16 protein-coding genes and 1 pseudogene are annotated in these 23647 nt (G+C 37.7%); 4 read left to right on the top strand and 13 right to left on the bottom strand.

The window, feature by feature from the left end; all coding sequences use genetic code 11:
• Positions 1-43: 43 nt before the first annotated feature.
• Entirely contained in the window at positions 44-2374 is a 2331-nt protein-coding gene (locus AC06G9_RS17145) for a carboxylesterase family protein (RefSeq protein ID WP_480956842.1), read from the bottom strand.
• Positions 2375-2990: 616 nt separating this feature from the next.
• Here AC06G9_RS17145 and AC06G9_RS17140 point away from each other — a divergent pair.
• Positions 2991-4343, top strand: coding sequence for an FAD-dependent monooxygenase (locus tag AC06G9_RS17140; RefSeq protein ID WP_094772551.1), 1353 nt, complete (start codon positions 2991-2993; stop codon positions 4341-4343).
• A gap of 122 nt (positions 4344-4465) precedes the next feature.
• Here the strand turns inward: AC06G9_RS17140 and AC06G9_RS17135 are convergent, their stop codons facing one another.
• From AC06G9_RS17135 to AC06G9_RS17105, 7 genes are all read right to left on the bottom strand, one after another.
• A complete protein-coding gene (locus AC06G9_RS17135; protein WP_480956841.1) occupies positions 4466-6631 on the bottom strand; it encodes a TonB-dependent siderophore receptor in 2166 nt (721 codons plus the stop codon).
• 405 nt (positions 6632-7036) lie between these two features.
• Positions 7037-7378 (bottom strand): hypothetical protein, encoded by a 342-nt coding sequence (locus AC06G9_RS17130; RefSeq protein WP_480956840.1) that lies wholly within the window; start codon positions 7376-7378, stop codon positions 7037-7039.
• Positions 7379-8274: 896 nt separating this feature from the next.
• Positions 8275-9570 (bottom strand): TolC family protein, encoded by a 1296-nt coding sequence (locus AC06G9_RS17125; protein ID WP_480956839.1) that lies wholly within the window; start codon positions 9568-9570, stop codon positions 8275-8277.
• A 1-nt stretch (position 9571) separates the two neighbouring features.
• Entirely contained in the window at positions 9572-10705 is a 1134-nt protein-coding gene (locus AC06G9_RS17120) for an ABC transporter permease (protein WP_045755063.1), read from the bottom strand.
• Between the two features lies 1 nt (position 10706).
• Positions 10707-11654, bottom strand: a complete 948-nt coding sequence (locus AC06G9_RS17115; RefSeq protein WP_170114502.1) for an HlyD family secretion protein — start codon at positions 11652-11654, stop codon at positions 10707-10709.
• Complete coding sequence (locus AC06G9_RS17110) at positions 11635-12336, bottom strand: ABC transporter ATP-binding protein (protein WP_045756057.1); 702 nt, start codon at positions 12334-12336, stop codon at positions 11635-11637. The genes AC06G9_RS17115 and AC06G9_RS17110 overlap by 20 nt, the downstream gene beginning before the upstream one ends.
• Before the next feature lie 225 nt (positions 12337-12561).
• A complete protein-coding gene (locus tag AC06G9_RS17105; RefSeq protein WP_045752133.1) occupies positions 12562-13341 on the bottom strand; it encodes an alpha/beta fold hydrolase in 780 nt (259 codons plus the stop codon).
• 336 nt (positions 13342-13677) lie between these two features.
• On the opposite strand from AC06G9_RS17105, the gene AC06G9_RS17100 reads away from it, so the two are divergent.
• A complete protein-coding gene (locus tag AC06G9_RS17100) occupies positions 13678-14244 on the top strand; it encodes a Crp/Fnr family transcriptional regulator (protein ID WP_480956838.1) in 567 nt (188 codons plus the stop codon).
• A 51-nt stretch (positions 14245-14295) separates the two neighbouring features.
• Here AC06G9_RS17100 and AC06G9_RS17095 read toward each other — a convergent pair whose 3' ends face one another.
• Positions 14296-14679, bottom strand: a complete 384-nt coding sequence (locus AC06G9_RS17095; protein WP_052627423.1) for a DUF6268 family outer membrane beta-barrel protein — start codon at positions 14677-14679, stop codon at positions 14296-14298.
• 52 nt (positions 14680-14731) lie between these two features.
• Positions 14732-15481, bottom strand: a complete 750-nt coding sequence (locus AC06G9_RS17090) for a lysophospholipid acyltransferase family protein (protein WP_045752135.1) — start codon at positions 15479-15481, stop codon at positions 14732-14734.
• A 288-nt stretch (positions 15482-15769) separates the two neighbouring features.
• Here AC06G9_RS17090 and AC06G9_RS17085 point away from each other — a divergent pair, with 288 nt between their 5' ends.
• A complete protein-coding gene (locus AC06G9_RS17085) occupies positions 15770-16795 on the top strand; it encodes a saccharopine dehydrogenase family protein (protein ID WP_045752136.1) in 1026 nt (341 codons plus the stop codon).
• A gap of 172 nt (positions 16796-16967) precedes the next feature.
• Entirely contained in the window at positions 16968-17546 is a 579-nt protein-coding gene (locus AC06G9_RS17080; RefSeq protein WP_045752137.1) for an NAD(P)H-dependent oxidoreductase, read from the top strand.
• Positions 17547-17752: 206 nt separating this feature from the next.
• On the opposite strand, the gene AC06G9_RS17075 is transcribed toward AC06G9_RS17080, so the two are convergent.
• From AC06G9_RS17075 to AC06G9_RS17065, 3 genes and pseudogenes are all read right to left on the bottom strand, one after another.
• Positions 17753-19180 carry a TolC family protein gene (locus AC06G9_RS17075; protein ID WP_260948524.1) on the bottom strand — a complete coding sequence of 476 codons (1428 nt, stop codon included), beginning with the start codon at positions 19178-19180 and terminating at the stop codon, positions 17753-17755.
• Between the two features lie 76 nt (positions 19181-19256).
• Positions 19257-22395: pseudogene (locus AC06G9_RS17070) on the bottom strand (efflux RND transporter permease subunit).
• Positions 22396-22415: 20 nt separating this feature from the next.
• Positions 22416-23612: an efflux RND transporter periplasmic adaptor subunit gene (locus AC06G9_RS17065; RefSeq protein ID WP_094772288.1), complete on the bottom strand. Its 1197-nt coding sequence runs from the start codon at positions 23610-23612 to the stop codon at positions 22416-22418.
• Between the last annotated feature and the right edge of the window lie 35 nt (positions 23613-23647).

The raw sequence follows: 23647 nt of genomic DNA, 5'->3' as shown, positions 1-23647 counted from the left end.
TTGCTAAGGGATATAAATTTTAAAAGATTATATCTCAATTCGTTTATTTTTGATTTACTTTCCATTCATTTGTGAAGAATCCCGCGTCTATAATTCCTGCTGGTCCATTTTTTAACATAGTTAAGTTGAAAAACATATAATCAGGAAAACTACTTGCGCCAGCAAAATATTGATTTGCCCCTGCTGCTTGCATACCACTAAGTCCTGTGCCGGTAATCACCCCAACAGCTCTTGATTGTGTGCCTGGTTTTTTCCAATAAAAATATCCGCCTAGATCACTTCCATTATAAATTTGTTTATCTATTTTGATCTGACCTGGGAGTACCGTAATTGGACAGTCTTTTAATAAAATATCCCAAGCACTGTTTGTTTTTGAATTACCAATGAGTATGATGTTATGTTCCGTATATTTATTTGCTTCAAAATCACGGTCAGCGATTATTTCAAATGCTCCATTTCCTCTATAATACCAGGCTTCTGCATCATGGCGTACTTTTTCTAATGCCCACTTATTTTCTTCCTTGGTACCCATGGTTCCATAAACATATACCATCCCATGGTTAAATGCTTCTTTAAAAGTACCATTACGATGTGGCCCCTTTTGATCTAATGATGGCTTTGTTATGATGCTCCAGATCTGATCTTTTTTTTGTAAAAAGATGAAAGACTCGTTCGTTGTATTCCTTTGGTATGTAATGGTATTTAAACTATCGAGGTCAATAGTCAATGCAACATTTTTATCAAAATCTGCTAAATCCAACGAGAGCACCTCTACATTCTCTGTTTTGCCGATTATGGTTCCTCTCTCCCGATCTCGTGTTAGGACAATATGTGAATAATCTAGTGGCTTTTCCTGTTGATATACTGTACCCCAATAGTAGGAGGAGGATATCCCAGGATTAGCGGTTTTAAAATCGATATGATTGACGTCAATGGCAGCTTTTCGTTTATGTATTTTAAAATAATCAAATAAAGGTTTCCAGTCTACACTTTCATTACTGTACCAATGTGATCCACCAGGATATTCATAATAATTGAAATCGGGATGGAATGTACCCAATAACTTACGCATCTGACGAGCATAATCTACGGATACTGTACGGTCTGCATCACCATGCAATACATATATCCCAAGTGGCTTATAATTGGTTGCATATGCTACTACGTCGCTTTGATTGCCAGATCGTAATAATATATTTTCTAAGGCATTTCGTCCTTTTTCTGGAATCAATCCGTCGGCAGAACCGTAACCCTTTAAGGTTGGATATCCTGCACATGGTGCTATTGCAGCCCATTTGTCAGGATACGTTGCCCCCAAAAACCAAGTGCCATGTCCTCCCATAGAATGGCCTGTTAGATAGATTTTTTGCGTATCTGGTTGCAAAGTTTGTTTCGCTAAACTGAGCACTTCCAACGCATCTATTCTCCCCCAATCTTCCCAGTTGAATCCTCGTGGTCGACGATTGGTCGGTGCCACCAGAGTTCCCCAGTCTTTTGCCTGATATGCTTGTGCTTGACCAATGGCTTCTACTCCAGCTCCATGAACGGATAAAAAAAGCGCATCATCAGATTTTTCGCCACCCAATGCTGGATTTACCGCATAGTATTGTAAACTATTGTCTATCGTACTTATAAAGGTGACCCGATATGGCGTATTACTATTGACACTTTTCAATGGAATTTTTTTCTGATCGATTAATTGACTTTTATTCCAAATTGAAATATCCGAAAGAATCTCTCCTAAGCTATGGATTGTTGAGGCATCGATAGGAACAATAACTTTTCGAGTACTATGCGCCCTGATTACGGGTGAGATGACAGATGCTTTTTGATTTCCTGTGTTGCTCTGTATCTTTAGATTATGTACATCTTTATTACTATTGTTGATGATTACAATACCTAAGAGCAAATGTTGGTTATTTTTGCCTTGTACAATATCGGGTTGCGTCAGATCTTCGGTACCGATGATGAGCTGGTTTTTAATGAAACTCAGCTGTGCCGCGATGGACGAACCTCTAACATAAAATTCATTTAAACCTTTTTTTAACTGAATTGGAATATTTAACCATCCCATGCGGTATGGATCTCCAGTATGCAATTCTCCATTAATTAATACAGCACTATTTCCTCTAATATTAAGTAATGCAGACTGTACTTTGTCGGATTGATAAGTGAGATATAGATAACTTGAACGAGGACCTCTATAAGTGGTCGACATCGACCTGCTGGTTTGATCTTGTTGAGCTACACGGCCAGGCCCTGGAGGATTGTTGGGTTGCTGCAGGTTGGCATCCATATTTTGCTGACGCCTAAAAAAACCATTTGTATCTGCTTTTGCAGCAATCCATAAAGATTTTTCTGAAGTTCCATCCATGTTTTTCCAGCTATGGGACGAGGGAGTCCATGTTGGTAATATTGTGACAACAGCTCATCAGTATATACTGCTTCCCGACCATAACTGTAAGGAATATCTACCGTAAGTCCTTCTGTGAATTTATATGTATTTTGTGCAGAAGAAAGGGTGGAGATTACAGTTAAACATAAGCATATACATATAGTTTTTACACTTAATCGTAATAAATGGTATTGCATAATAAAAGGGTTTAGTACGTCTAATATACGGATCTTTATTTTATCTCCTTTCTATTTCAGTATAAAACAAAGCCAAAAATCTTCTCGATGAGCATCGAAATATCGACTTGAATAAAAATTAGCGCATAAGTTTTCTTTTTATCGGATTGTTAATCACTATTTGTCTTAGATTTGTTTTATTCTTATAAACTATTATCTGTTCAATAGGTATAAGTTTATCGTAAGTCTAGTTGAAAATGAACTTTTTAATGTGTAATAGTTGTGGAAAAGATCTCATTATATAGCAGTAAAAATAAAATAGAAAGCAGGTGAAAGAAGCTGAAATTGAACGAATAAATTGGTGTATTTGTCAGGAATGCCAGGGTCGGGGGAAAAAAAGTCGAAAGCTTAATAAAAAAATGCGACTGAACTACCAAGCAGCATATGATCAATTTGAAAAAACGGGTGGTAATGGTACAGCTCCTGTTAAACCAAAAGGACATCTTTCTCTTTGTTTGAACTGCAATGGTTCTGGTTTAATACAGTCATCAAGTTGTCCGCTCGCCAATAATGAAAATTATCCTCACGTTGCTATTGTAGGTGGTGGTATCGGTGGAGTAGCATTAGCCGTAGCTTGTCTGCACCGGGGTATTCCTTATACGCTCTATGAGCGTGATCTTAACTTCAATGCGCGTTCTCAAGGTTATGGTCTCACCTTGCAGCAGGCTAGTAAAGCGATTTCAGGGTTAGGCATTCTATCATTAGAGGATGGGGTAATATCTACAAAACATGTCGTTCATACGATTGACGGAAAAGTGATTGGTGAATGGGGAATGAGAAAGTGGGTACCTGAAAAAACAAACACAGGTGATAAGCGTTCAAATGTGCATATTGCACGACAATCCTTGCGTTCAGCCCTTTTAGATCAATTAGGTAGTCATGATGCGGTTCTGTGGAATCATCAATTGGTAGATTTTAAAGAAACGGAGTCGGATGGTCTTTTGCTAAGCTTTCAAGTTGATGGAGAAGTGAAAACTGCCAAAGCCGATCTTTTGGTCGGAGCTGATGGCATTCGCAGTTCTGTCCGGAGATTGTTAATAGGAGAAGATATTGCTCCTTTACGTTACTTGGGCTGTATCGTTATATTGGGTATATGTCCTTTGAGTGCTTTAGAAAATTTTCATAGCCCTTTACTCGATTCTGCAACTGTGTTTCAGACTGCTAATGGTAATGAACGCATCTATATCATGCCTTATTCATCGGACTCAGTCATGTGGCAGCTTAGTTTCCCTATGAGTGAAAATGAAGCTAAAGCGTTGAGCGATCGAGGATCACAAGCCCTTAAAGAGGAGGCATGTCGACGGACGCTATGGCATGATCCGATTCCTCAGATTTTAGCTGCGACCCAGGCAGCTCAGATCTCTGGCTATCCTGTGTATGATAGAGAAATTCTTGATGCAGAATGGTTGAAAGGAAAGGTGACACTTATCGGAGATGCAGCTCACCCAATGAGCCCATTTAAAGGTCAGGGGGCAAATCAAGCGTTGCTGGATGCACTTGCGTTAGCGAGAGGCATATCAAGCGCATGTGGGTCATCACATTGGAAAAAAGATGGTATTAGAAAAGCGGTACTGGTTGATTATGAAGAAGAGATGATCGTGCGCAGTGCGATTAAAGTGAAAGATTCAGCTGATGCAGCAAAATTTTTACATTCTGAAATGGTGCTGATAGAAGGAGATGAACCCAGAGGAAGCTGTGTCAAGAAGAATTAATCTAACTTGTTGATGAATAAGAAGTATTGGAGTGGGGAAGCTGAAATTTTAAATGTATGGATCATCTTATTTAATCAGTTGGATGATCGTCCTCTTTAAGCTAAAAGAGGACGAATGGATTTTTAGAAATGTAAGCGCATAGATAATATACATTGACGTAAATTTCCTTGCGTGATAAATCCTCTTCCTCCATAATAGTAACGTTGGTTGAACAGGTTCTCTGTGGTAAAGTTACAGGAAAATTGCTTGTACTGATATCCAATAGTACTATTAAACAGTGTATAATCGTCTGTAGAGAAGCTTCCTGCCGTTTTGCTGTTGATGATTAAATCCTGACCTACATAATTACCACCGATACCCAGTATCCATTTACTTGCATTGACGATTGCTGTTTCATAATTCACATACCAAGTTGCTGACCATGTAGGACCGGAGTTAACGGGTCTCAAACCTGTTGTTGAGTTTTCAGCTTTTGTTATTTTACTTTCATTGTAGGCAGCACCACCATGTATGAATAGATTTTGAATAGGTTGTATCTGGATATCCAATTCTATACCTCGGCTGTATTGTTTACCATCCTGAATATATGTTGTGGCATCATTTTGATCCGCCATCACGGTATTACGGACGTGAATATTATAATAACTAAATGTTGCATCTAACAATTGATGAAGGCCAGATATTTTAACTCCTGATTCCCATTGTGTACCATATTGAGGTTTGAAATTATATAAAATTCCATTGATACTTGTGGGAGCAATGTTCTGAAATCCGCTCATATAGTTCGCGAAAAAAGTAAATGTTTTAGGAATGATCTGGTAGGTCATACCTATTTTTGGTGTCATAGATGTCTGTTTATATGCCCCTGTTGTGATTGCTGTAGATACATCTTTTGTCCCGTTGTTGATTAAGCTGCTGTATCTAGCACTTAGCATGATCGATAATGCATTAAATGGTTTGATAACATCCGAAATGTACGCTGAATAGGTGTTTTGAGGTGATGTAGTATGGTTAGGTTGTTGGAACAGCACTATTTTCGTAATCAGGTCAGCATTAAATAAATTGGCAGACAGGGAGGGATTATCTATAGATACGGTATCGATATAGCCTGCACTTTTATAATTTGCCATATAACTATAGCGATAGTAATCCAGTCCAATCAGGAGTTTGTTGTCCCAATTGCCAATGCTGAAATTACCGATAAAATTTTGTTGTACTTGGTGGTTGGTGATATCTTCGGCGTCGTACCGCAACACCTTTCTTGCTACAGCCGTATTATTGGTTACTAATAAATTGGTTTGATAAGTGCCATTTGAAGTACCGTACGTCGTAGCAAGATTGGTTTCTGATTGCCAATGGTCGGAAATTAAGTAACTTATTTTTGCATAGAAATTGATCGATGTTGTTTTCCATAATAAGCTATTATCCGTATACGATTTGTTATAAGCGAGGTCCAAATCTTTAGAGTTCTGTACATTGACCAATTGACTATTTATGAGTGGGCTGGCGGGAGTAAATAGCGGACTATTGGTCGCGATTTTACGTAAAAACTCGGCTTCAAGCTTAACTTTTAACTTGTCATGGAGTTGGTAAGTAAAACTTGGTGCCAAAAAGATGTTTCTATTTAATCCTTGATCTTGAAAGCTTTTTCTGTCAGAATAGGTGCCAAAAATGCGAAATAGCGCTTTATGGCTAGAATCTAAAAGGGAGTTGACTTCTATGCTTGAGCGTTGCAAATTATTATTACCTGCCGCAAGTGAAAAATTTGTAAATGAACTATCGATGGGTGCGTAAGTTTGTACATTGATAAGACCTCCAAAAACCATATTTGCGCCACCGAACAAGGTTCCGCTTGGACCTTTGATCACATCTAACTGTTGTATGTTACTGTTATCATCACTGTATTGTAGGTAAGCATTTAAACCATTTCTAAAATTGCTTCGGGTTCTAAAGCCACGAATTGAAAAATTTGGAGCTAATCCAGCCCAACTTGGAGTGACCCCGGTCGCATTGGACAACAGGGCTGTTTGGGTATAATAATTTCTGTTTTGAGTAAGTTTGGGTCCTACACTAGTTGTCACCTGTGGATTTTCATAATCAGTAATATTTAATCTTGCTGTTTGAATGCTTGATCTGTCTTTTTCGCTGACACGAGCTTTTACGAATACCGAATCTAATTGCTTTAATATAGGTTGGTCTTTGGACTGTGCGTGTGCTGTATGAATGGAAAGAAAAATGATAATTGCATTGACAATTAAAAGTGTAAAATGTGTTATGCGTATGAACATAAGTACTTGCGTGGTAAGAAAAATATGGAGAATTATTTGGAATCAGTACCCTAGACCTAACCTGCTAAAATTTGGATTAGGATCGGGTATTTGCTTATGTATATTTGTAGCAAAATCGATTTTGGTTAAACTCGAACTTTTTGCCTTGCTTTAAAATCAATTCCTGTACTTCAGCACATCTAACTATTGTGCTTCGTATTTAGAATTGCATATGATCTTTTTGTTCTGTGCAAGGATATGGCGCAGTTTAAGACTATGTGCGCATAGACCCAAAATAGGACTTCGTAATTTCTATTTTTTAAGAAGTCGATATAAAAAATGACAGAGAAGACACTATGTTTTAGAATAATGCAGATCGCTCAGCTAGATAAATCGAGAAAAGGCATTTTTAAGGAAATAAATCGATTATGCCATATAACCTGTAGGAGGCTTGAGTTGTCTGTTAAAAACGTACAGCTTCCACATCGGGGTGTTGGATAGTCGCACATGATTTTGAGATGTAATTGGAAAATACTGACTGTCTTTGACGACTGGGAATTGATGATGACAGATTAATAAGGTAGATTTTGAAAAATTTTCTTGAAGATCTTTATGCTTTTGTGTATCTTTTTTCAAGGCTCTCATCAAGAAGCAATTACCGTTGCAGTGCATCGTGATATTGTGCTTGTTGATACAATATTTTGTAGCAATTTCACTTCGGTTTGCATAAAAACTCAATACAATAAATGCCTTGCTAAAAGTCATCATGGTGATGGATATCAAGAGTAATATTGTCGTAATTAATTTCAAAATCTGTTATTCGATGATTTAGTGAGCTGTTGCGAATATAGCTGATTTTTTTTAAATCTTCTTTTAGCGATCGCTAATTTATACTAATACCTCGTACAAATTTTTCAACTGCTATTTGAAGCTTTTATAAATTCAGTATTGCGCCTGCTTACGTGTAGCGATACGTTATCATTTAGCAACGTTTTATCAACCCAAAAGCTACTGATGACAGTAGCTCTTTAGTAGCTTTTTAGTATATCTTCAGTACATCTCCAGTACACTATTGGTAGGGAATTAGTACACTCCCGGTACACTCTTCGTACACTTTTCGTATGTTAATTGTGATTAATTTGCGCAAATAAAAATGATGTATCCTGTCATATAACGCCTGATCATGCCTATTTCTGCCATTTTGGTCATATGATGCCATTGTGGATATCTTTTTTCTTTCCACTCTTCATCTTTGTGTTGTCAACAAAAAATTAAAATCATGGTAAAACAAAAAAGTTTAATCAAGTGTATAGTGGATTTTTTCTTTATCAAACCTTGTCATCAGAGTGATGTAGTTCGTATGAAAAGCGGTTTATACAAATCTCAAATCTACACGTATTCCAATTTTAAGATGAAGCTTGAAAATATGGTTACATTTTGTCCTGTGGTGCGTAAGGCTCTTCTGTATGTACGATTAAACAATTTGCTGATGCTACTCATAAGTAACAGATTGTCTTTGCTGGTTTATCGGAATCAGAATGCCAAGGTGATCAATGGAGGCGAAAGGCATATGGGAGGTAAATATTCATGTTGATCCGATGAGGTGTATCTTGATTGATGCAAGAGTGTCAAAGCGAGGATGATGTTTTTGTACTTATGTATTTTTAATTAATAGAAGGATTGTTGTCTGAATCATCCAATAATAACTTGATCAAATCGTATTCTGCCTGCCAAATATCTTTTTTGGCTTTTTGGTAACTAAGGACTGATTCGTGGTATTCTGTCAAGATCAATCTACCTCCACGATAGGCAGAATCTTGTTCTTTTACAGCTTGAGCGACTAATTTTTCAATGTGGTGAAGGCGATCAATCTTCAGCCGTGCAGTCTTAATTTTAGTATTCTGTTGCTGTGTTTTGATCTGGTCAATGTGCTGTTCTTCTTGTAATTGCAATTCCAAAACATGAGCATTTAGTATTTCTTTTTTTAATGTAGGTTGCGCTGTGAAATAAGCAGAAAGGGGGATACGGAGTGCAATATTGACATAACTATTTCCATACCAAGCATTATTTTTATCGAGGCGAAATTCATTGCTGAAATATTGTTTTCCTAAATAGGCATTTGCAGTTAATGTCGGTAGTAGTTGCTTTTTAATGCTCCTTCTCTGCAAGAGATTGATCTGCTGATCAAGCGCTATAGATTTGATGGCAAAATTTTCTTTTTTGAGGTGTTCGACAAAGCCCTTGATAGCTTCGATATTTGAACTTAAAGTCTGTGTGTTTTCTAAGTTGGTATATTTACGTAGCTCTAGGTCTGCATCTATGAGAACAGACCATGCTTCATATAGAGTAATGCGTTTGCGCTCGTATTCTTGTTGGGCGCTAAGGTATTGATTGGATGGAAGTCGTCCCTCTTCATAACGCGCTTTGCTAATCTGTAAAATATCCGCATAAGATGCAGAATCTTTTAATGCCATTTCATATTGTTGTGTGGCGAGTACAACAGAAGCGTATGCTAATGTCGCATCATGTTTCCAATCATGTTTATGTTGATCTCTAATGATTTCCGCTTTTTGGATTTCTAGGGACTGCTGTTTTTCATTAAGCTGTCGTTTAGGATCAAATAAGCTCCACTCCATTTGGATCCCAGCTTTAGAAGACCATTTAGTAGCAAACTTTAAGGGTATAATAGCTCCATCCAATGCATTGGGGTCAAAAGCGATGGCGGGTACTGGTGTTGTTGGAATAATGAGATTGCGCTGCAAATTTGCATCTATATAAAATACTGGAATACGATTGCTTTTTATTTCTTTTAATTCCTGTTCTTTGATTTCTTTACGTAGTAAATCTTGCTGGTGAGTGAGGCTTTGATCGACATTGTTCCATAATTGTTCTATGCTCAAGGCCTGCGCTTGAACGAAGATTGGAAAAATGGCCAGTATAATGATTACAATCTTTTTCATACTAAAAAACAGACGCTGGTTCCAGTTTAGCAATTTTACGAACCGCAAATAATGAACCGCCAACTGAAATAATTAAAGTGATCAATAATAAAAATAAAGCAAATATTGGTGAAATATCAATAACTAAACCTGATCCTGCTACACCAAACTTGAATCCGATAAGTAAAAGCATGGCAATCAAATAACCTATTATAGCATATAAAAAAGCTTGTGCTATAATGAGCTTGTTAACATAACTTTTTTTCGCTCCAATAGCTTTTAATGTACCATAGTCTTTGATTCTGTCTAAAGCTGAAGAATAGAGGGTGAGCCCAATGATGAAAAATCCACTGATCATGGCAAAAAGGACCAATGTACCGAAGCTCATGCCCATATTGGATGTTACCAAGATTTCTTTGATTGTAGATTTTTGCAATTTTTTGGCATCCCAAGCCCGTAATTGTGGAAATAGTTGCGTAATCTCATTACTGATCTTTTCTTTATCTGTTCCGGGTTTTAATCTAGCAATGATGATATTCACTTTAAATGGTGGGACATTTCCTAAGAGTCTTGCATTGTTGGTGGAGGTGTACATCAGACTGGCTCCGAATGCTTGTGCTTGTTTCGTTATCAAACTTATTTTAGCCCTTTGTCCATTGATTTCAATAGCTTTGTTGACGAATAGGGTGGTATTCCAGGTTTTTGAACTAAAAAATTCAGCTGATACTGAGCCTGGATCTGTGAGTGAGGATAATATCCCTTCTTTTATCCGATCTTGATCAGGACCCATAACATAATCTGGAGCATCGGCTCCAACTAAAGTCACTGAAGCTGTTTTTCCATCTAAAAAAGTAGCTCGAGCTGGTGCTAGGATCACTGGAAAAGTTTGCGCTATATCGGGTAAGCTTCCGATTTGTTGTACTAATCGCTGATCGAGACTATTGACTGTATTGATATTGCTACTCTGGGCTTCTATGATCCATAGATCGTTATCTTGAACAGGAGCGTTTCCTACTAGATTACCCATTAGCCCCATTAGAAAAAAAAGAAGTCCCAATTGTTGACCGATTAGAAATATACTGATCACAATAGCGGTGATAATACCGACACTTTTTGCTCGGTCGTATTTGATGAATTTATAGGCCAATCTCAACATATTACTTGATCTTGATCGTACAGTCTACTTTTGCGTTAATGGCCAGTTCGTTGTTCGTACTTAGCTGTATTTTGATTTTTCGAACACGACGGTCTTCGCCTTCATTGGCGGTTTCATGAAGGATGGATTTATTGGATAATATAGGACTTGTATAAATGACATGTCCCTCTATTGCTTTATCTTTTCTTCCCACTTGGGAAATGGTGACCAACTGACCAACTTTCACGTCTTGCGCAAATAATTCATCTACTTCGGCCTCTACAATTGGTTCAACTACATTTACTATTTTTCCAAGCTCAGTCGTACTACTGATACTTTGTCCAACATGAGCAGTTAAATCCATGACGATTCCTGATTTACGCGCTTCAATAGTAAAATCTGTAACCAGATTTTTTGTTTTCTGTATCTGTAAATATTGTTCCTTTTCGGCAATCTGTTGAGCTTTGTATTTTTTTTGAAGTCCTTCTAGTATAAATTCTTCTTGACGCCAGTTGGAGTAATCTGTTTCCATTACTTCTCTTGTCTCCGCATTTTTGGAAAATAGTTGTTTTGAAGTTTCATATTTATCTTGCAATTCTTGCACATGTAGTTTCCCTCTATGGATATCCTCCAGTGATATTGCGTTTTGAGCTTTTATACTGTTGAGCTTTGCCAGCTCCTGTTTGATATCCAACGGAGCATTTCCTTGCTCAAGCTGGATAAGAATCTGTCCTTTTGTTACCGAATCACCTTCTTTGACCAATACTTCCTTAATCAGTGCTGGGGTGGTACTAGCAATAAGGGCCCAATCTTCTGCTGGAATAATTTTTCCTATTGCCTTTACTTCGCTTACCTGTTTTAGGATCTGGTCGCTGCTTTGGGTAGCTTTTGGTTTCTTATCCGAACTGCATGCACCTGCAATCATGGCAATGACCATCATGATCGTTAACCTATTTGTAATCTTCTTCATTTCTAATTGCATCTGAAACTTTTCCTTCTTCGACATATATTACTTTGTCCGCATATTGGCGCAGTCGTAAATCATGAGTGACGATGACGACTACTTTGTTTTTAGAAGCTAGTGTTTTGAGCTCTTTCATAATGCTCTCAGCGCTTTTTGCATCTAATGAAGCTGTAGGTTCATCACAAAGAATCATGGATGGACTTGTTACTAAAGCTCGTGCTATGGCCACTCGTTGCTTCTGTCCACCACTGAGTCTTTTTGGAAGCGTATACATACGGGTATCTAATCCGACTTCTTCCAAAGCTATTTTTGCTCGTTTGGTCGCCTCATTTATTTTTATCCCTTGTAATATAAGTGGTTGCATGACATTTTCTAAAGCGTTTAATGGTTCGATAAGGTTAAACTGCTGGAAAATAAAGCCTATTTCATGTAGGCGTAACGTCGCTAAATCTGATTCTTTTAATTCGCTCACTTTTTTGCCTTTATATACGACTTCACCTTCTGTTGGATAGATCACAAAACCTAGAATAGATAATAGCGTAGTCTTTCCGCTGCCCGATGGACCCATAATTAAGGTCAATTTATTCGTTTCAAAACTGATAGTCGTGCTGTCTAATGCAGTTATGGTCGTATCGCCTGTCTTATAAATCTTTTTGACATTTTCTAATGTGACGATTTGCTCTGGCATATCATATTTTAGTAAAAACAACTATAGTGAGGCCATGTTTGCCTTAGATATACGAATATCGACAAAATTTTAGACACCAAGAAAATGTAAAAAAAAACAATCTTTGGGATTTGATAATAACACTCCCGTACTTAACGTATAGGAGTGTTTTTAAGCTTCATTTAATGATTTTTTGGTACAAGAATCGTTTCCTCTAAAATGGGGATGTTCATGTCCTAAGTTTTGTTACTGATCCAAAAACTCAGCAACAAAAGTGTCGAAGGCTTGTGGATTTTCTGCTTGTACCCAGTGACCGGAATTGGGAATAGTTTTGATCGTAGCTTTTGGAAATTGAATTTCGATGTTTGTCTTGTCTTCTGGAAGTATATATCGAGATTTTTCGCCTGCTAAGAATAAAGTTGGGCCTTCAAATACTCCTGATTTGATCCCTACTGTAATGAAATCAGTATATTTTCCTTTTAAAACATCTAAATTAAAACGCCAACCTAGTTTTCTATTTTCTTTGATGTAGACGTTTTTTAATAAAAATTGAATTACGCCGGGCTCTTTGATATATTTTTCAAGCGCGGTCTGCACATCTTTTCTATTTTCGACATTTTCAATATTTACGGCACTTAGGGCATTGAATATATCTTCATGATGCGGCGGATATGGTTTCGGTGCAATATCTGCCACAATAAGCTTTCTTACTTTTTCGGGATGATCGATTGCAAATTGCATCGCAACTTTACCACCTAGTGAATGCCCTAAAAGATCAATTTTATCTGCTCCAATTGCTTTGATATAAGTATATAAATCATTGACCATAGCTTCTATAGACATCTCATCGCTATGAAAACTCCGACCATGATTACGCAGGTCCAGCAGATGTACCTGCCTTTTTTCACCGAAACTGCGACCAAAAGTCCCCCAATTGTCCGACATGCCAAATAATCCATGTAAAACCACTAAAGGAATACCTGTGTTTTGTGCTCCATATATCTTGCTGTATTGTAGTTCTTCCAATGTTAATCTGTTTTAATAAATGCTTCAGTTCTTATTCAAAATTACTAAAATTAATTTATAGGGTTGTACTATAAATCCATTTGCATCACTTAAATTGGTTGTAAGTGAGATCGATTTTATAATAAATATTGCTCGTAACTCCATCCGAGTAAACTGCTGCTCATATGATTTTGTAAACTGGTGCCTGCAGTATCTTTTTATGATGGCCGTACGTTTTTACATACTGTCGGAAGTAAATGGCTGAATAGATGATAGCATCAATTGCTGAAAATATTAATGTAGATTTGTACTACTAAAGAGGCTAGATGGTCTGAAGAATATATATAATAAGCAGTAATGATAGCAGATTTTTTTCGCGATTTTGAAATATTTACAGAACAGGAAATTAGTAAAGTGATTCAACTTTTTGAATTGAGGGTTTTGGATAAAGGTGATTATTTTGTTCGAGAAAATCAAAGATGTAATGAAGTCGCATTTATACAATCGGGAATTTTTCGTTCATTTTATACAACTCCTAAGGGCGATGATATTACGTATTGTTTTCGATTTCCAAATGATTTGATTGCAGCCTATTCATCTTTTATAACAGGAAATCCAAGTGTAGAAGCGATACAGGCTATTTCTCAGGTGTCACTGCTGGTGATTCAAAAAAATAAACTTGATGAATTAGTGCTTGAAAATCAGATCTGGACCCAATTTCTTAAAGTTATTGCAGAGCAGCAGTATCTTGAATTGGAAAAACGGGTGTTTCAATTGCAAAAGGAAACTGCTGGACAACGATATGCTTCTTTACTCAAAAATCAACCGCAATTTATTTTACAAATCCCGTTACACTATTTAGCTTCTTATCTCGGAATTACCCAACGCCATTTGAGTCGTATTAGAAAAGAGATCACTTTTTAGTTGTTCATGTGCTATTGATTCATAAACGTGATACCTAGCTCTTTAGTTTTATTATAAATGCATCTTTAAACCTGCAGATGCGTAGGGAGATGCTCGGAAGTAATATTCTTTATCTTGAAACATACTTTTCAATGTTCTATCTGTGATCTGAGCTGGTCGCCACAGATTCATGCCAATGGTTAGCGGTATTGATATCTTTTTTCCGATTTTTATTTCTGGGCGAAAACCAGCAATCATATATAAATGTGAAAACATTTTGTCTTTTCCTTCTTGTTGTAGTAAGGCTGTTTGCCCATTCATTTCTGCAATAAGATTCAATCTTAGGTTTTTCGTAAAATCGTATCCTAATGACATTTCTAAACCTTGCATTAGAGCTATCCTTACCGCATATTTTCCTTCGGTTTTCCAATTGAGGTAAAGGGCAGGAAAGACCATTGGGAAATTTGATTTTTATTAAGACAATTGGTAGGTACTTTACCCTTTATTTTTATTTCCAATGACGATGTGTCCACAACCACCAACTAGGGTCTTCTTGTATACTTTTTTCCAGCATGGACGCAAATTGCTTAGTTATCAATCCTTCTGAAGTTGCTGCTGCATGATCACATATCGGTTTAATATCAAGTTCCCATACTTGTTTATTTAAAGGTTTTAAGGAAACATACCCTACATAAGTATCTAACTGTCTTGCTAGTTTTTCGGCACCTGAAAACATAAAGGTCGGTTGCTGTAAAAATTCAACAGCAATTCCATTGTCGTGTCCAGGAAATTGATCAGCAATAAAAAATGTGATGGAAGGAGTTTGTTTTTCGCGTAAAAGTGTTCTTAATGCATGCTGAGCAGGTAATAGACGCATACCATGCTTTGTTCTTTTTTTATAACTTAAATAGTTGAAAATTTTGTTTTTTAAGGGTTTATACAAGGCTTGTATTGGTATATGGGTCAATTGTGGAATTTTTGCTATCACCTCCCAATTTCCGTAATGTCCCAATAGAAATATAGTTTGGCGTCGTTGTTTCTGGAGCTTATTGATGATTTCAAGTGCTGATTCCGATAATTGCACTTTTACCTGACTGGAATTGAAATTTTCCCATATAATACGGGCGAGATTTCTATAAAAATTATCACGGTGCGTGTTAATTTCATGATAAGATAGGTGAGGAAAGGAGCGTGCAAGATTTTGTACGCATACGCTTAACCGATATTTGCAAATCTGTCCAATGAAATAGCCTAACATAATGATTGTGTTTTATTGTTCTGTAACGTTTTTATACTGTGATGTAATTGGTGGAAATTGTAAATTCTATGGTATCAGAAATTCAATAAGCATCCCTTTTTATCTATGACAATCGTATGCTTCTTTACCCTTATTCATTTTTATAAAAAAGTAGAGGTCTACGATTGATTGTAGTACTGTCAAGAAAATTAATCTTTATAGTCAAAACTGTTCTTAAGTGACAATTACCTTTTAGACATATGTCCTGTAAAGAGTAAGTTTTCAACGATATTTTTGTATAAAAAAAAGATGCAAAAAAATATCTTAATTATTGGAGGTAAAGGATTGGTCGGGAAGACGATTTATAGGATACTTAAATCAAGAAACCCGGATGCTCATCTTTTCGTGGGAAGTAGGAAGACCGCTGTGGAAGATAATGATTTAACGATCGATGTCAATCAACCAGGTACTTTTCAGTCTATTTTAGATAAAAAAATAGATCTTATTGTGTTGAGTGTAAATGATAACGAAGACAATGTTTTACATTTTGCAGTTAAGCATCGTTTGGATTATATTGATATTACAAAACCAACTCCAGCATTAATGAAGGCATACCACGCGGTTGTAGATAATGACATCAATAGCCGAATTGTGTTTAGTTCTGGATGGATGGGGGGTATTGTCAGCGGATTAGTGAAGGCTCATATTCCTAATGATACAGATATTGAAAAGGTAGACTTATTTGTCTATTACTCCGTCAAAGATCTTGCAGGAGAGAGCTCTGCCTATTTTATGGCTGAAAATGTCGCCACTCCATTTGTACGCTATGAAGATAATAAACCCGTGCATATCACACACTTTTTAGATACTGATTATTTTGATTTTGGTTTCGGAATCGGAAGACGTCAAGTCTATAATTTTGATGTCCCTGATTTGTATATTCTCCATAAAATCGAGCATATTCCGAATGTCTCTGTAAAAATGACCTACAACTCTAAATTTATAACTTGGCTGTTGGGTGCTATGCAACGATTTGGTATATTTAAGAGGCTTTCTCTCAAGAGCAGAAGAAAAGTTTTCTCGTCCAGTGGAAATGGTGATTTATCTGTTTTCGATGTGGTGATATATGCTCGTGATGGGAAACAGAAGAAAATTAGTGTGCTGAGTGAGAAAGGTCAAGCTGAGCTGACGGCTCTATCAACTGTTTTACATATTGAATCATTATTTAATACTCATGTTGAAAATCGAATATACTTTGCCCATGAATTGCATACGAAACAAGATTTACATCATCTTCTAGTTGATTATAAAACGATAACGGTCAATGTAATTTAATAGGTAATGGAAAAGATCAGGTTTTATTAAATTCGATGTTGATAACATACTGTAGTGTATAAATAGGAGGCTATAAACTTTTGAAATTAGGACAGGATGCAAGTGCAAAATGAATACTATCTGATGTCAATAATGATGAGATTGCCTTTGTCTAAGAATATAAATAAATTCAATGAAAAAAATAGTGATAATAAATGGACATCCTAATGCGGATTCGTTCAATTTTTCTCTTGTAAAGGCTTATATTGATGGCGCAAAGCAATCAGGAGCTGAAATCAGAGCAATTACGATTGCAAATCTGGATTTTAATCCCAATTTGCAATTTGGATATAGTAAGCGGATGGACTTGGAACCCGATTTACTTGAGGCGTGGGAAATGATTTTGTGGGCTGATCATTTGGTTTGGATTCATCCCGTGTGGTGGGGTGGTCTTCCTGCTATAACTAAAGGATTTATTGATCGCTTATTTTTACCGGGGATGGCTTTTAAATATCGACCCAATTCGGTTTTTTGGGATCGGCTTTTGAAAGGAAAGACAGCACATATTATTACGACTATGGATCAACCTGGATGGTATTATCATCTTGTTTATGGACGACCAAGTGTCAACCAGTTGAAAAAATCAACCTTACAATTCTGTGGTGTATCTCCAGTGAAAGTAACTTATATCGGCATTGTTAAAACTTCTGATGAAAAGTTACGTAAAACTTGGATCGAAAAAGTAACGAAATTGGGAAAAGGAAATCTTTAAGTTAAAGTTTTTTAAAAAATAAGGAGCACAGTAAGTTTTATAACGGCCAACCAATTGAAAAATGAAATAGTTGGTTGCTTATACTTTCCTTAAAGGGTGTACGGATAAAAATGATAAAAAAAGGAGAGGTTGTATTTTTTAACAACCTCTCCTTTGCCTCATATTGACGGTCATTAGATCGTCTTTTCAATTTTGATTCTTTTTTATTAATCAGCTGTCCATCCTCCACCTAAAGATCGGTAGAGATTAACCACTGCAGCAAGTTCGGCTTTCTTAACTTGAGCCAGTTCCAATTCACTTTGCAGCATATTGCTTTGTGCTGTGATAACTTCTAAGTAAGTCGCCATACCAGTTTCAAAAAGCAGATCGGCATGCTGGATAGCTTTCTTCAATCGATTGGTTCTTTCCTGTGTGATATGTTGCTTTTCTTTTAATTTTTGTATTGATACTAAAGCGTCAGATACTTCACCAACTGCTGTAATCACTGCTTGTTTGAATCGAATGACATTTTTTTCTTGATCAATTTGTGCTATTTCATATTGTGTTTTTAGTTCACGACGTTGAAATATAGGCTGTGTGATACTACCTGCGATAGCGCCAAATAGAGATGCTGGTATATTGAACCAATTGCTGCTCTTGAACGCATTAATTCCTGCTTCGGCACTGATCACCAAGGAAGGATACATCCTTGCTTTTGCATATTGCTGATAGGCTTTAGCGCTTGTGACGGCAAGCTCTGCTTGCTTAACATCGGGTCTACGGCTCAATAGATCGGCAGGTACTCCAGCTGACCAATGGTGTGGAAGTTCAATATTTGCCAGTTTTTCCTTGATTGTAATCTCCTGTGGTAATCGACCACTCAGGATTTGAATGGCATTCTCCTGTAAATGGATCTGCTGTTCGAAATCTGGGATGAGACTCGCTGCTGCCAGACGTTGTGCATCTACCTGCTCTACAGCTAGCATACTGATATCACCAACTTCGTACTGTTGTTGGACAATGCGCAAGGTGCTGTCACTAAGACGTAGATTTTGTTGCGCAATCTCATGTAGCTGATAAAGCATAAGCAATTGGTAATATCCCTGTGCTACTTGAGAAATCAATTGTGTCTGCACTGCTTTTTTTGCTTCTTCGGTTTGTAAATAAGAAGATAATGCTACTGTATTCTGATTCTTTATCTTTCCCCATAAATCGGCTTCCCATGATAATCCTAGTGATGCCGTATAATCTTCAACGTGGTTTTTACCTAGAAACTGTCCTAGACTTAATCCGTTCATACTATTGTTGGATGGATTGGTACTGTTTGCTTTTATCTGCAATTGCAAATTTGGCAAATAGTTAGCTTTAGCCTGTTTTAACATCAGTCTCGATGACTCGATGTTTTTGATGGCGAGCTGCATGTCTACATTTTGATGGATGGCACTATCAATCAGATCTTGTAAAATACGGTCCTGAAAGAAATCTCGCCATGGAATGGAACCGATGCTCGTTTCTTTTGCTCCTTCTTGCTGGTCACGAAATTGTGTAGGAAGGGCAGGGGCAAGATCCTTGTTGCTGATGATTTTTTCTGTTTTACAAGACCATACAACAAAGGGCAAGATGAAAGCCATCAGTATGTTTACTTTTATATTCATGTATTTCAATTTTGTCATTATTTCACTAAACATTAGTATGTGCTGGCACTCTAACACCTTCTGGTCGGTCCAACTCTTATTGTCCAGTAGGCTTTTTACTTACTTTCTCTTGTAAGTATTGGAAGAAAATAAAGAGTACTGGGATGATAAAAAGCCCTAACACAACTCCACTGAGCATACCGCCTGCAGCTGCAATACTGATGGAGTGATTTCCTTGAGCAGATGGTCCTACGGCTGTCATCATCGGGATCATTCCGACGATGAAGGCGAGTGACGTCATAATGATGGGCCTCAAACGTAATTTTGCAGCTTTTAGAGCAGCACTCGCAATCGAAAGACCTCTTTTACGTCCCTGAATGGCAAACTCTACGATAAGAATGGCATTTTTGGCTAATAAGCCGATAAGCATCACCAGGGCAACTTGAACATAAATATTATTGGATATATCTGTTAGACTAATTGCTGCAAATACGCCGAAGATTCCTGTCGGAATAGATAGGATAACCGCTAAAGGAATGATATAACTTTCATATTGCGCAGCTAACAGGAAGTAAACAAATATTAAACATAGGATGAAAATTAGAGTAGACTGCCCACCTGAAACAATCTCCTCTTTGGTCATACCTGAGAATTCGTAAGTATATCCGGTCGGAAGATGTTGTTTTGCCACCTCTTCTACCGCACGAATAGCATCTCCTGAACTGTATCCAGGTTTTGGAATCGCATTGATACCAATAGAATTGAATAGGTTATAGCGTGATGCTGTCTCTGGACCATATACACGTGTCATGGTAACCAGCGTATTGATAGGAACCATATCTCCCTGACGATTTTTAACGAAAATTCCGTCCATAGAAGAGGGCTCGGTACGGTCCTGTACGTCAGCCTGAACCATGACGCGGTAATACTTACCGAATCTGTTAAAGTCTGAAGCCTGCGAGCTACCGAAGTATGCCTGCATGGTCTGCAAAATACTTTTGGTACTTACACCGAGCTGTTCAGCCTTGATGTCATCAACCTGCAGTTCGTACTGCGGATAGTCGGCTTTGAATGTGGTAAAGGCCATCATAATTTCAGGACGTTGCATCAGTTCTCCAATAAACTGTTGTCCTACGGTACTGAATTTGCTCAGTTGACCACCAGTTCTATCTTGTAAAACCATATCGAGTCCATCAACATTACTAAATCCAGGTACAGTAGGGAAAGTGAAGACGAAAAAGTTAGCGCCTTTGATTTTGGATAATTTCTGGTTAACATCCGCCATAATGGAATTGATATCTTTTATAGCTCCCCGTTCTTTATGTGATTTGAGGAGGATAAAAGCGACCCCAGCAGATGGACTCGTTGACTGTGTTAAAATATTAAAACCAGCTAAAACGTTCAATGTTTTTGTGAAATCAGCATTTTGCAACTGTTGTTCTGCTTCGGCTAATGCACTTGATGTGCGGTCTAAAGATGCTCCTGCCGGCATAGAAAGTGATACGGCGATAAAACCTTGATCTTCCGAGGGGATAAAACCAGTTGGAGTTTTGCGAATCATAACAACAGTCAGAAGTAAAATAACGCCCAAAGCACTAAATGCAATCCATTTGTAACGAATTAAGAAACGCAGACTACCGATGTAATTTTTAGTCAATCGATCAAAACCGACATTAAATCCAGCAAAAAAGCGTTCTTTAAAGTTGAGCTGCTTTTTATCAGACTGGTTATGATGCGTAGGCTTTAAAAAAAGTGCACAGAGTGCCGGGCTCAAAGTCAAAGCATTGATCGCTGAAATAACAATGGCAATGGCCAAAGTGAAAGCAAACTGCCGATAAAATACACCTGTTGACCCCTCCATAAATCCAATGGGAAGGAATACTGCCGACATCACCAAAGTAATGGAAATAATGGCTCCTGTGATTTCACTCATGGCTGATGTGGTGGCCAGCTTCAGGAGACAGATGTTCATTCTCCATCTTGGCATGTACGGCCTCGACGACGACAATCGCATCATCGACCACAATACCGATAGCAAGGACTAGGGCAAATAGTGTCAGCAAGTTAATGGAGAAACCGAACAGCTGCATGAAGAAGAATGTTCCGACAATCGCTACAGGAACTGCAATGGCAGGAATCAATGTTGATCTAAAATCTTGTAAGAATAGAAATACGACTAAAAATACCAATATAAAAGCTTCAATTAAGGTATGCTTTACTTGATCGATGGATTGGTCCAGAGCATCTTTCGTATTATAAAGTACTAAGTATTTTACACCTTTTGGAAAGCTCAGTGATGCTTTTTCCATAAACTCCTGGATCGCAATCTGAATTTCATTGGCGTTGGATCCTGCCAATTGCATTACACCAATATTAAGTCCTGGCTTACCATTGATGCGAGTGTGGCTGGCATAGGTATAAGAACCCAATTCAACACGGGCAACATCCTTCAGCCTTAAAACAGAACCATCTGTATTGGAACGGATAATGATATTTTCGTAATCGCTTGGCTGATTTAGTTTTCCTTTGTATTTGATCACAAATTCAAAAGCCTCTTTACTACTTTCTCCGAATTTTCCGGGAGCAGCTTCAACGTTTTTATCCTGAATGGCCGCCATTACTTCCTCTGGTGTCAGTTTGTAAGTCGCCATCTGATTAGGTTTGAGCCATACACGCATCGAATAATCTTTACTTCCACCAAAAGGCAGAGCTTGACCTACTCCGGGGATACGTTTAAGTTCAGGAATAATATTGATCTGCGCATAGTTGGTAATAAAAGTTTGATCGTATTTACTTTCGTCTTCGGTATACAGATCTAAAACCATGATCAGACTGTTTTGCTGTTTTGCGGTCGTGATCCCTGCCTGTACGACTTCGCTAGGAAGTTGGCTGGTCGCTTGGGAAACACGATTTTGAACATTGACTGCCGCTTGATCAGGATCAGTTCCTAATTTGAAATAAACAGTAATCATCAGGGATCCGTCATTACTAGCTGTGGAGCTCATGTAACTCATATTTTCTACACCATTGATGGACTCTTCTAAAGAAGGGGCTACGGCACGAAGTACCGTCTCGGCATTTGCTCCGGGATAAAGCGCCGTGACCTGTACTGCGGGTGGGGCAATATCTGGGAATTGTTGTAAGGGAAGTTTTAGGATACCGATGATCCCCAATATGACGAGCAGAATGGAGATAACTGTAGCAAGTACGGGTCTTTCTATAAATTTTTTAAACATTTTGGTTGTCGTATTATGTTTTAGTTGATGCTGTCTTTCGATAATGCTTGTGGGGTGATCACTTGACCATCTTGAAGCAAATCAATGCCTTTATAGACGATACGGTCTCCTTCTTTAAGGCCGTTACTCACGAGGTAATTTGATCCGCTTTTGCCGATGACTGTGATAGGCTGTTGCACTACTTTGTTTTCTTTGTTAACCGTATAAACGAAAATTTTATCCTGCATCTCGAGTGTTGCCATTTGTGGTACCAAGAGGGTATTGTCATATTTCTTCTGTAATCGTACACGACCTGTATTTCCATTTCTTAAAACTCCTTCGGGGTTTTTGAAAGTAGCTCGTAAAGTAATGGCTCCTGTATTTTTGTCAAATTGACCGTCCACCATATCGATCTTTCCAACCTGATCATAAATACTTTGATCGGATAGCACCAAGTTGATAGGAGGGAGGTTGTTCAATTTTTGCTGTAGGTCGTTACCCGCTGTATTATTTTTAAATGCGATGAAATCGTTTTCACCAAGAGAGAAGTAAACGTGCAGATCTTGTACATTGGATAGTGCTGTTAAAGGTTGGGAATCAGCTGGACTAACTAAACTTCCCTGTTTTTTTTGTAATCTTCCGATGTATCCATCTGTCGTAGCACGGATCAAGGTATATCCAACATTGATTTTAGCTGATTCAATTGCTGAAATGGCCAATTGTACATTTGCTTGAGCGGCATTACGGGCACTAATTGCTGTTTTGAGCTGAAAATCTGTTAATACCTTGTTGTCGACCAAGCGTGTCTTTTTTTCTACTTCTAATGTAGCATTTTCTAATGCTGCTCGGGCAGAGAGTAAATTGGCTTTCGCCTGATTAAGTTGCTCTTGATATGGGCGATCATTGATTTTGAAGAGTGCTTGACCTTTCTTAACTTTTGCCCCTTCATCTACAAAGATGCGGTCTAAAATACCCTCTACCTGTGGTCTGATTTCAATATTGGCAGATGCCTCAATACTAGCAGGATATTCTTGATAGACCGTTTCCTGACCGCTTGCAATGGTCATCACTGGTAAGCTAGCAGGTGGTGGAGGTATAGTTTTGCTCGTTCCTGTAGTGCAGCTGTATAAGAAAATTGCCGATAGAAGATAAAGATACTTTACTGCATTAGATTGTTTAACACTGTTAAGTAGAGGCGCATAAATTTTCTTAAAATCTAGTAATAGATGTGTTTTCATATTGTATTAAAAATTGATATATGGTATATTTAACG

The organism is Sphingobacterium sp. MAE, assembly GCF_056711605.1.
The sequence above is the reverse complement of the archived record's forward strand: the minus strand, read 5'-3'. Positions and strand labels throughout refer to the sequence as shown.

What these genes read in the sequence shown, in the direction of transcription:
- AC06G9_RS17080 (WP_045752137.1), top strand. Translation starts at nt 16,968, where the DNA reads ATGAAAAAAATAGTGATAATAAATGGACATCCTAATGCGGATTCGTTC.
- AC06G9_RS17135 (WP_480956841.1), bottom strand. Translation starts at nt 6,631, where the DNA reads ATGTTCATACGCATAACACATTTTACACTTTTAATTGTCAATGCAATT.
- AC06G9_RS17125 (WP_480956839.1), bottom strand. Translation starts at nt 9,570, where the DNA reads ATGAAAAAGATTGTAATCATTATACTGGCCATTTTTCCAATCTTCGTT.
- AC06G9_RS17130 (WP_480956840.1), bottom strand. Translation starts at nt 7,378, where the DNA reads ATGATGACTTTTAGCAAGGCATTTATTGTATTGAGTTTTTATGCAAAC.
- AC06G9_RS17090 (WP_045752135.1), bottom strand. Translation starts at nt 15,481, where the DNA reads ATGTTAGGCTATTTCATTGGACAGATTTGCAAATATCGGTTAAGCGTA.
- AC06G9_RS17115 (WP_170114502.1), bottom strand. Translation starts at nt 11,654, where the DNA reads ATGAAGAAGATTACAAATAGGTTAACGATCATGATGGTCATTGCCATG.
- AC06G9_RS17140 (WP_094772551.1), top strand. Translation starts at nt 2,991, where the DNA reads ATGCGACTGAACTACCAAGCAGCATATGATCAATTTGAAAAAACGGGT.
- AC06G9_RS17095 (WP_052627423.1), bottom strand. Translation starts at nt 14,679, where the DNA reads ATGGTCTTTCCTGCCCTTTACCTCAATTGGAAAACCGAAGGAAAATAT.
- AC06G9_RS17085 (WP_045752136.1), top strand. Translation starts at nt 15,770, where the DNA reads ATGCAAAAAAATATCTTAATTATTGGAGGTAAAGGATTGGTCGGGAAG.
- AC06G9_RS17075 (WP_260948524.1), bottom strand. Translation starts at nt 19,180, where the DNA reads ATGAATATAAAAGTAAACATACTGATGGCTTTCATCTTGCCCTTTGTT.
- AC06G9_RS17145 (WP_480956842.1), bottom strand. Translation starts at nt 2,374, where the DNA reads ATGGATGGAACTTCAGAAAAATCTTTATGGATTGCTGCAAAAGCAGAT.
- AC06G9_RS17065 (WP_094772288.1), bottom strand. Translation starts at nt 23,612, where the DNA reads ATGAAAACACATCTATTACTAGATTTTAAGAAAATTTATGCGCCTCTA.
- AC06G9_RS17110 (WP_045756057.1), bottom strand. Translation starts at nt 12,336, where the DNA reads ATGCCAGAGCAAATCGTCACATTAGAAAATGTCAAAAAGATTTATAAG.
- AC06G9_RS17100 (WP_480956838.1), top strand. Translation starts at nt 13,678, where the DNA reads ATGATAGCAGATTTTTTTCGCGATTTTGAAATATTTACAGAACAGGAA.
- AC06G9_RS17120 (WP_045755063.1), bottom strand. Translation starts at nt 10,705, where the DNA reads ATGTTGAGATTGGCCTATAAATTCATCAAATACGACCGAGCAAAAAGT.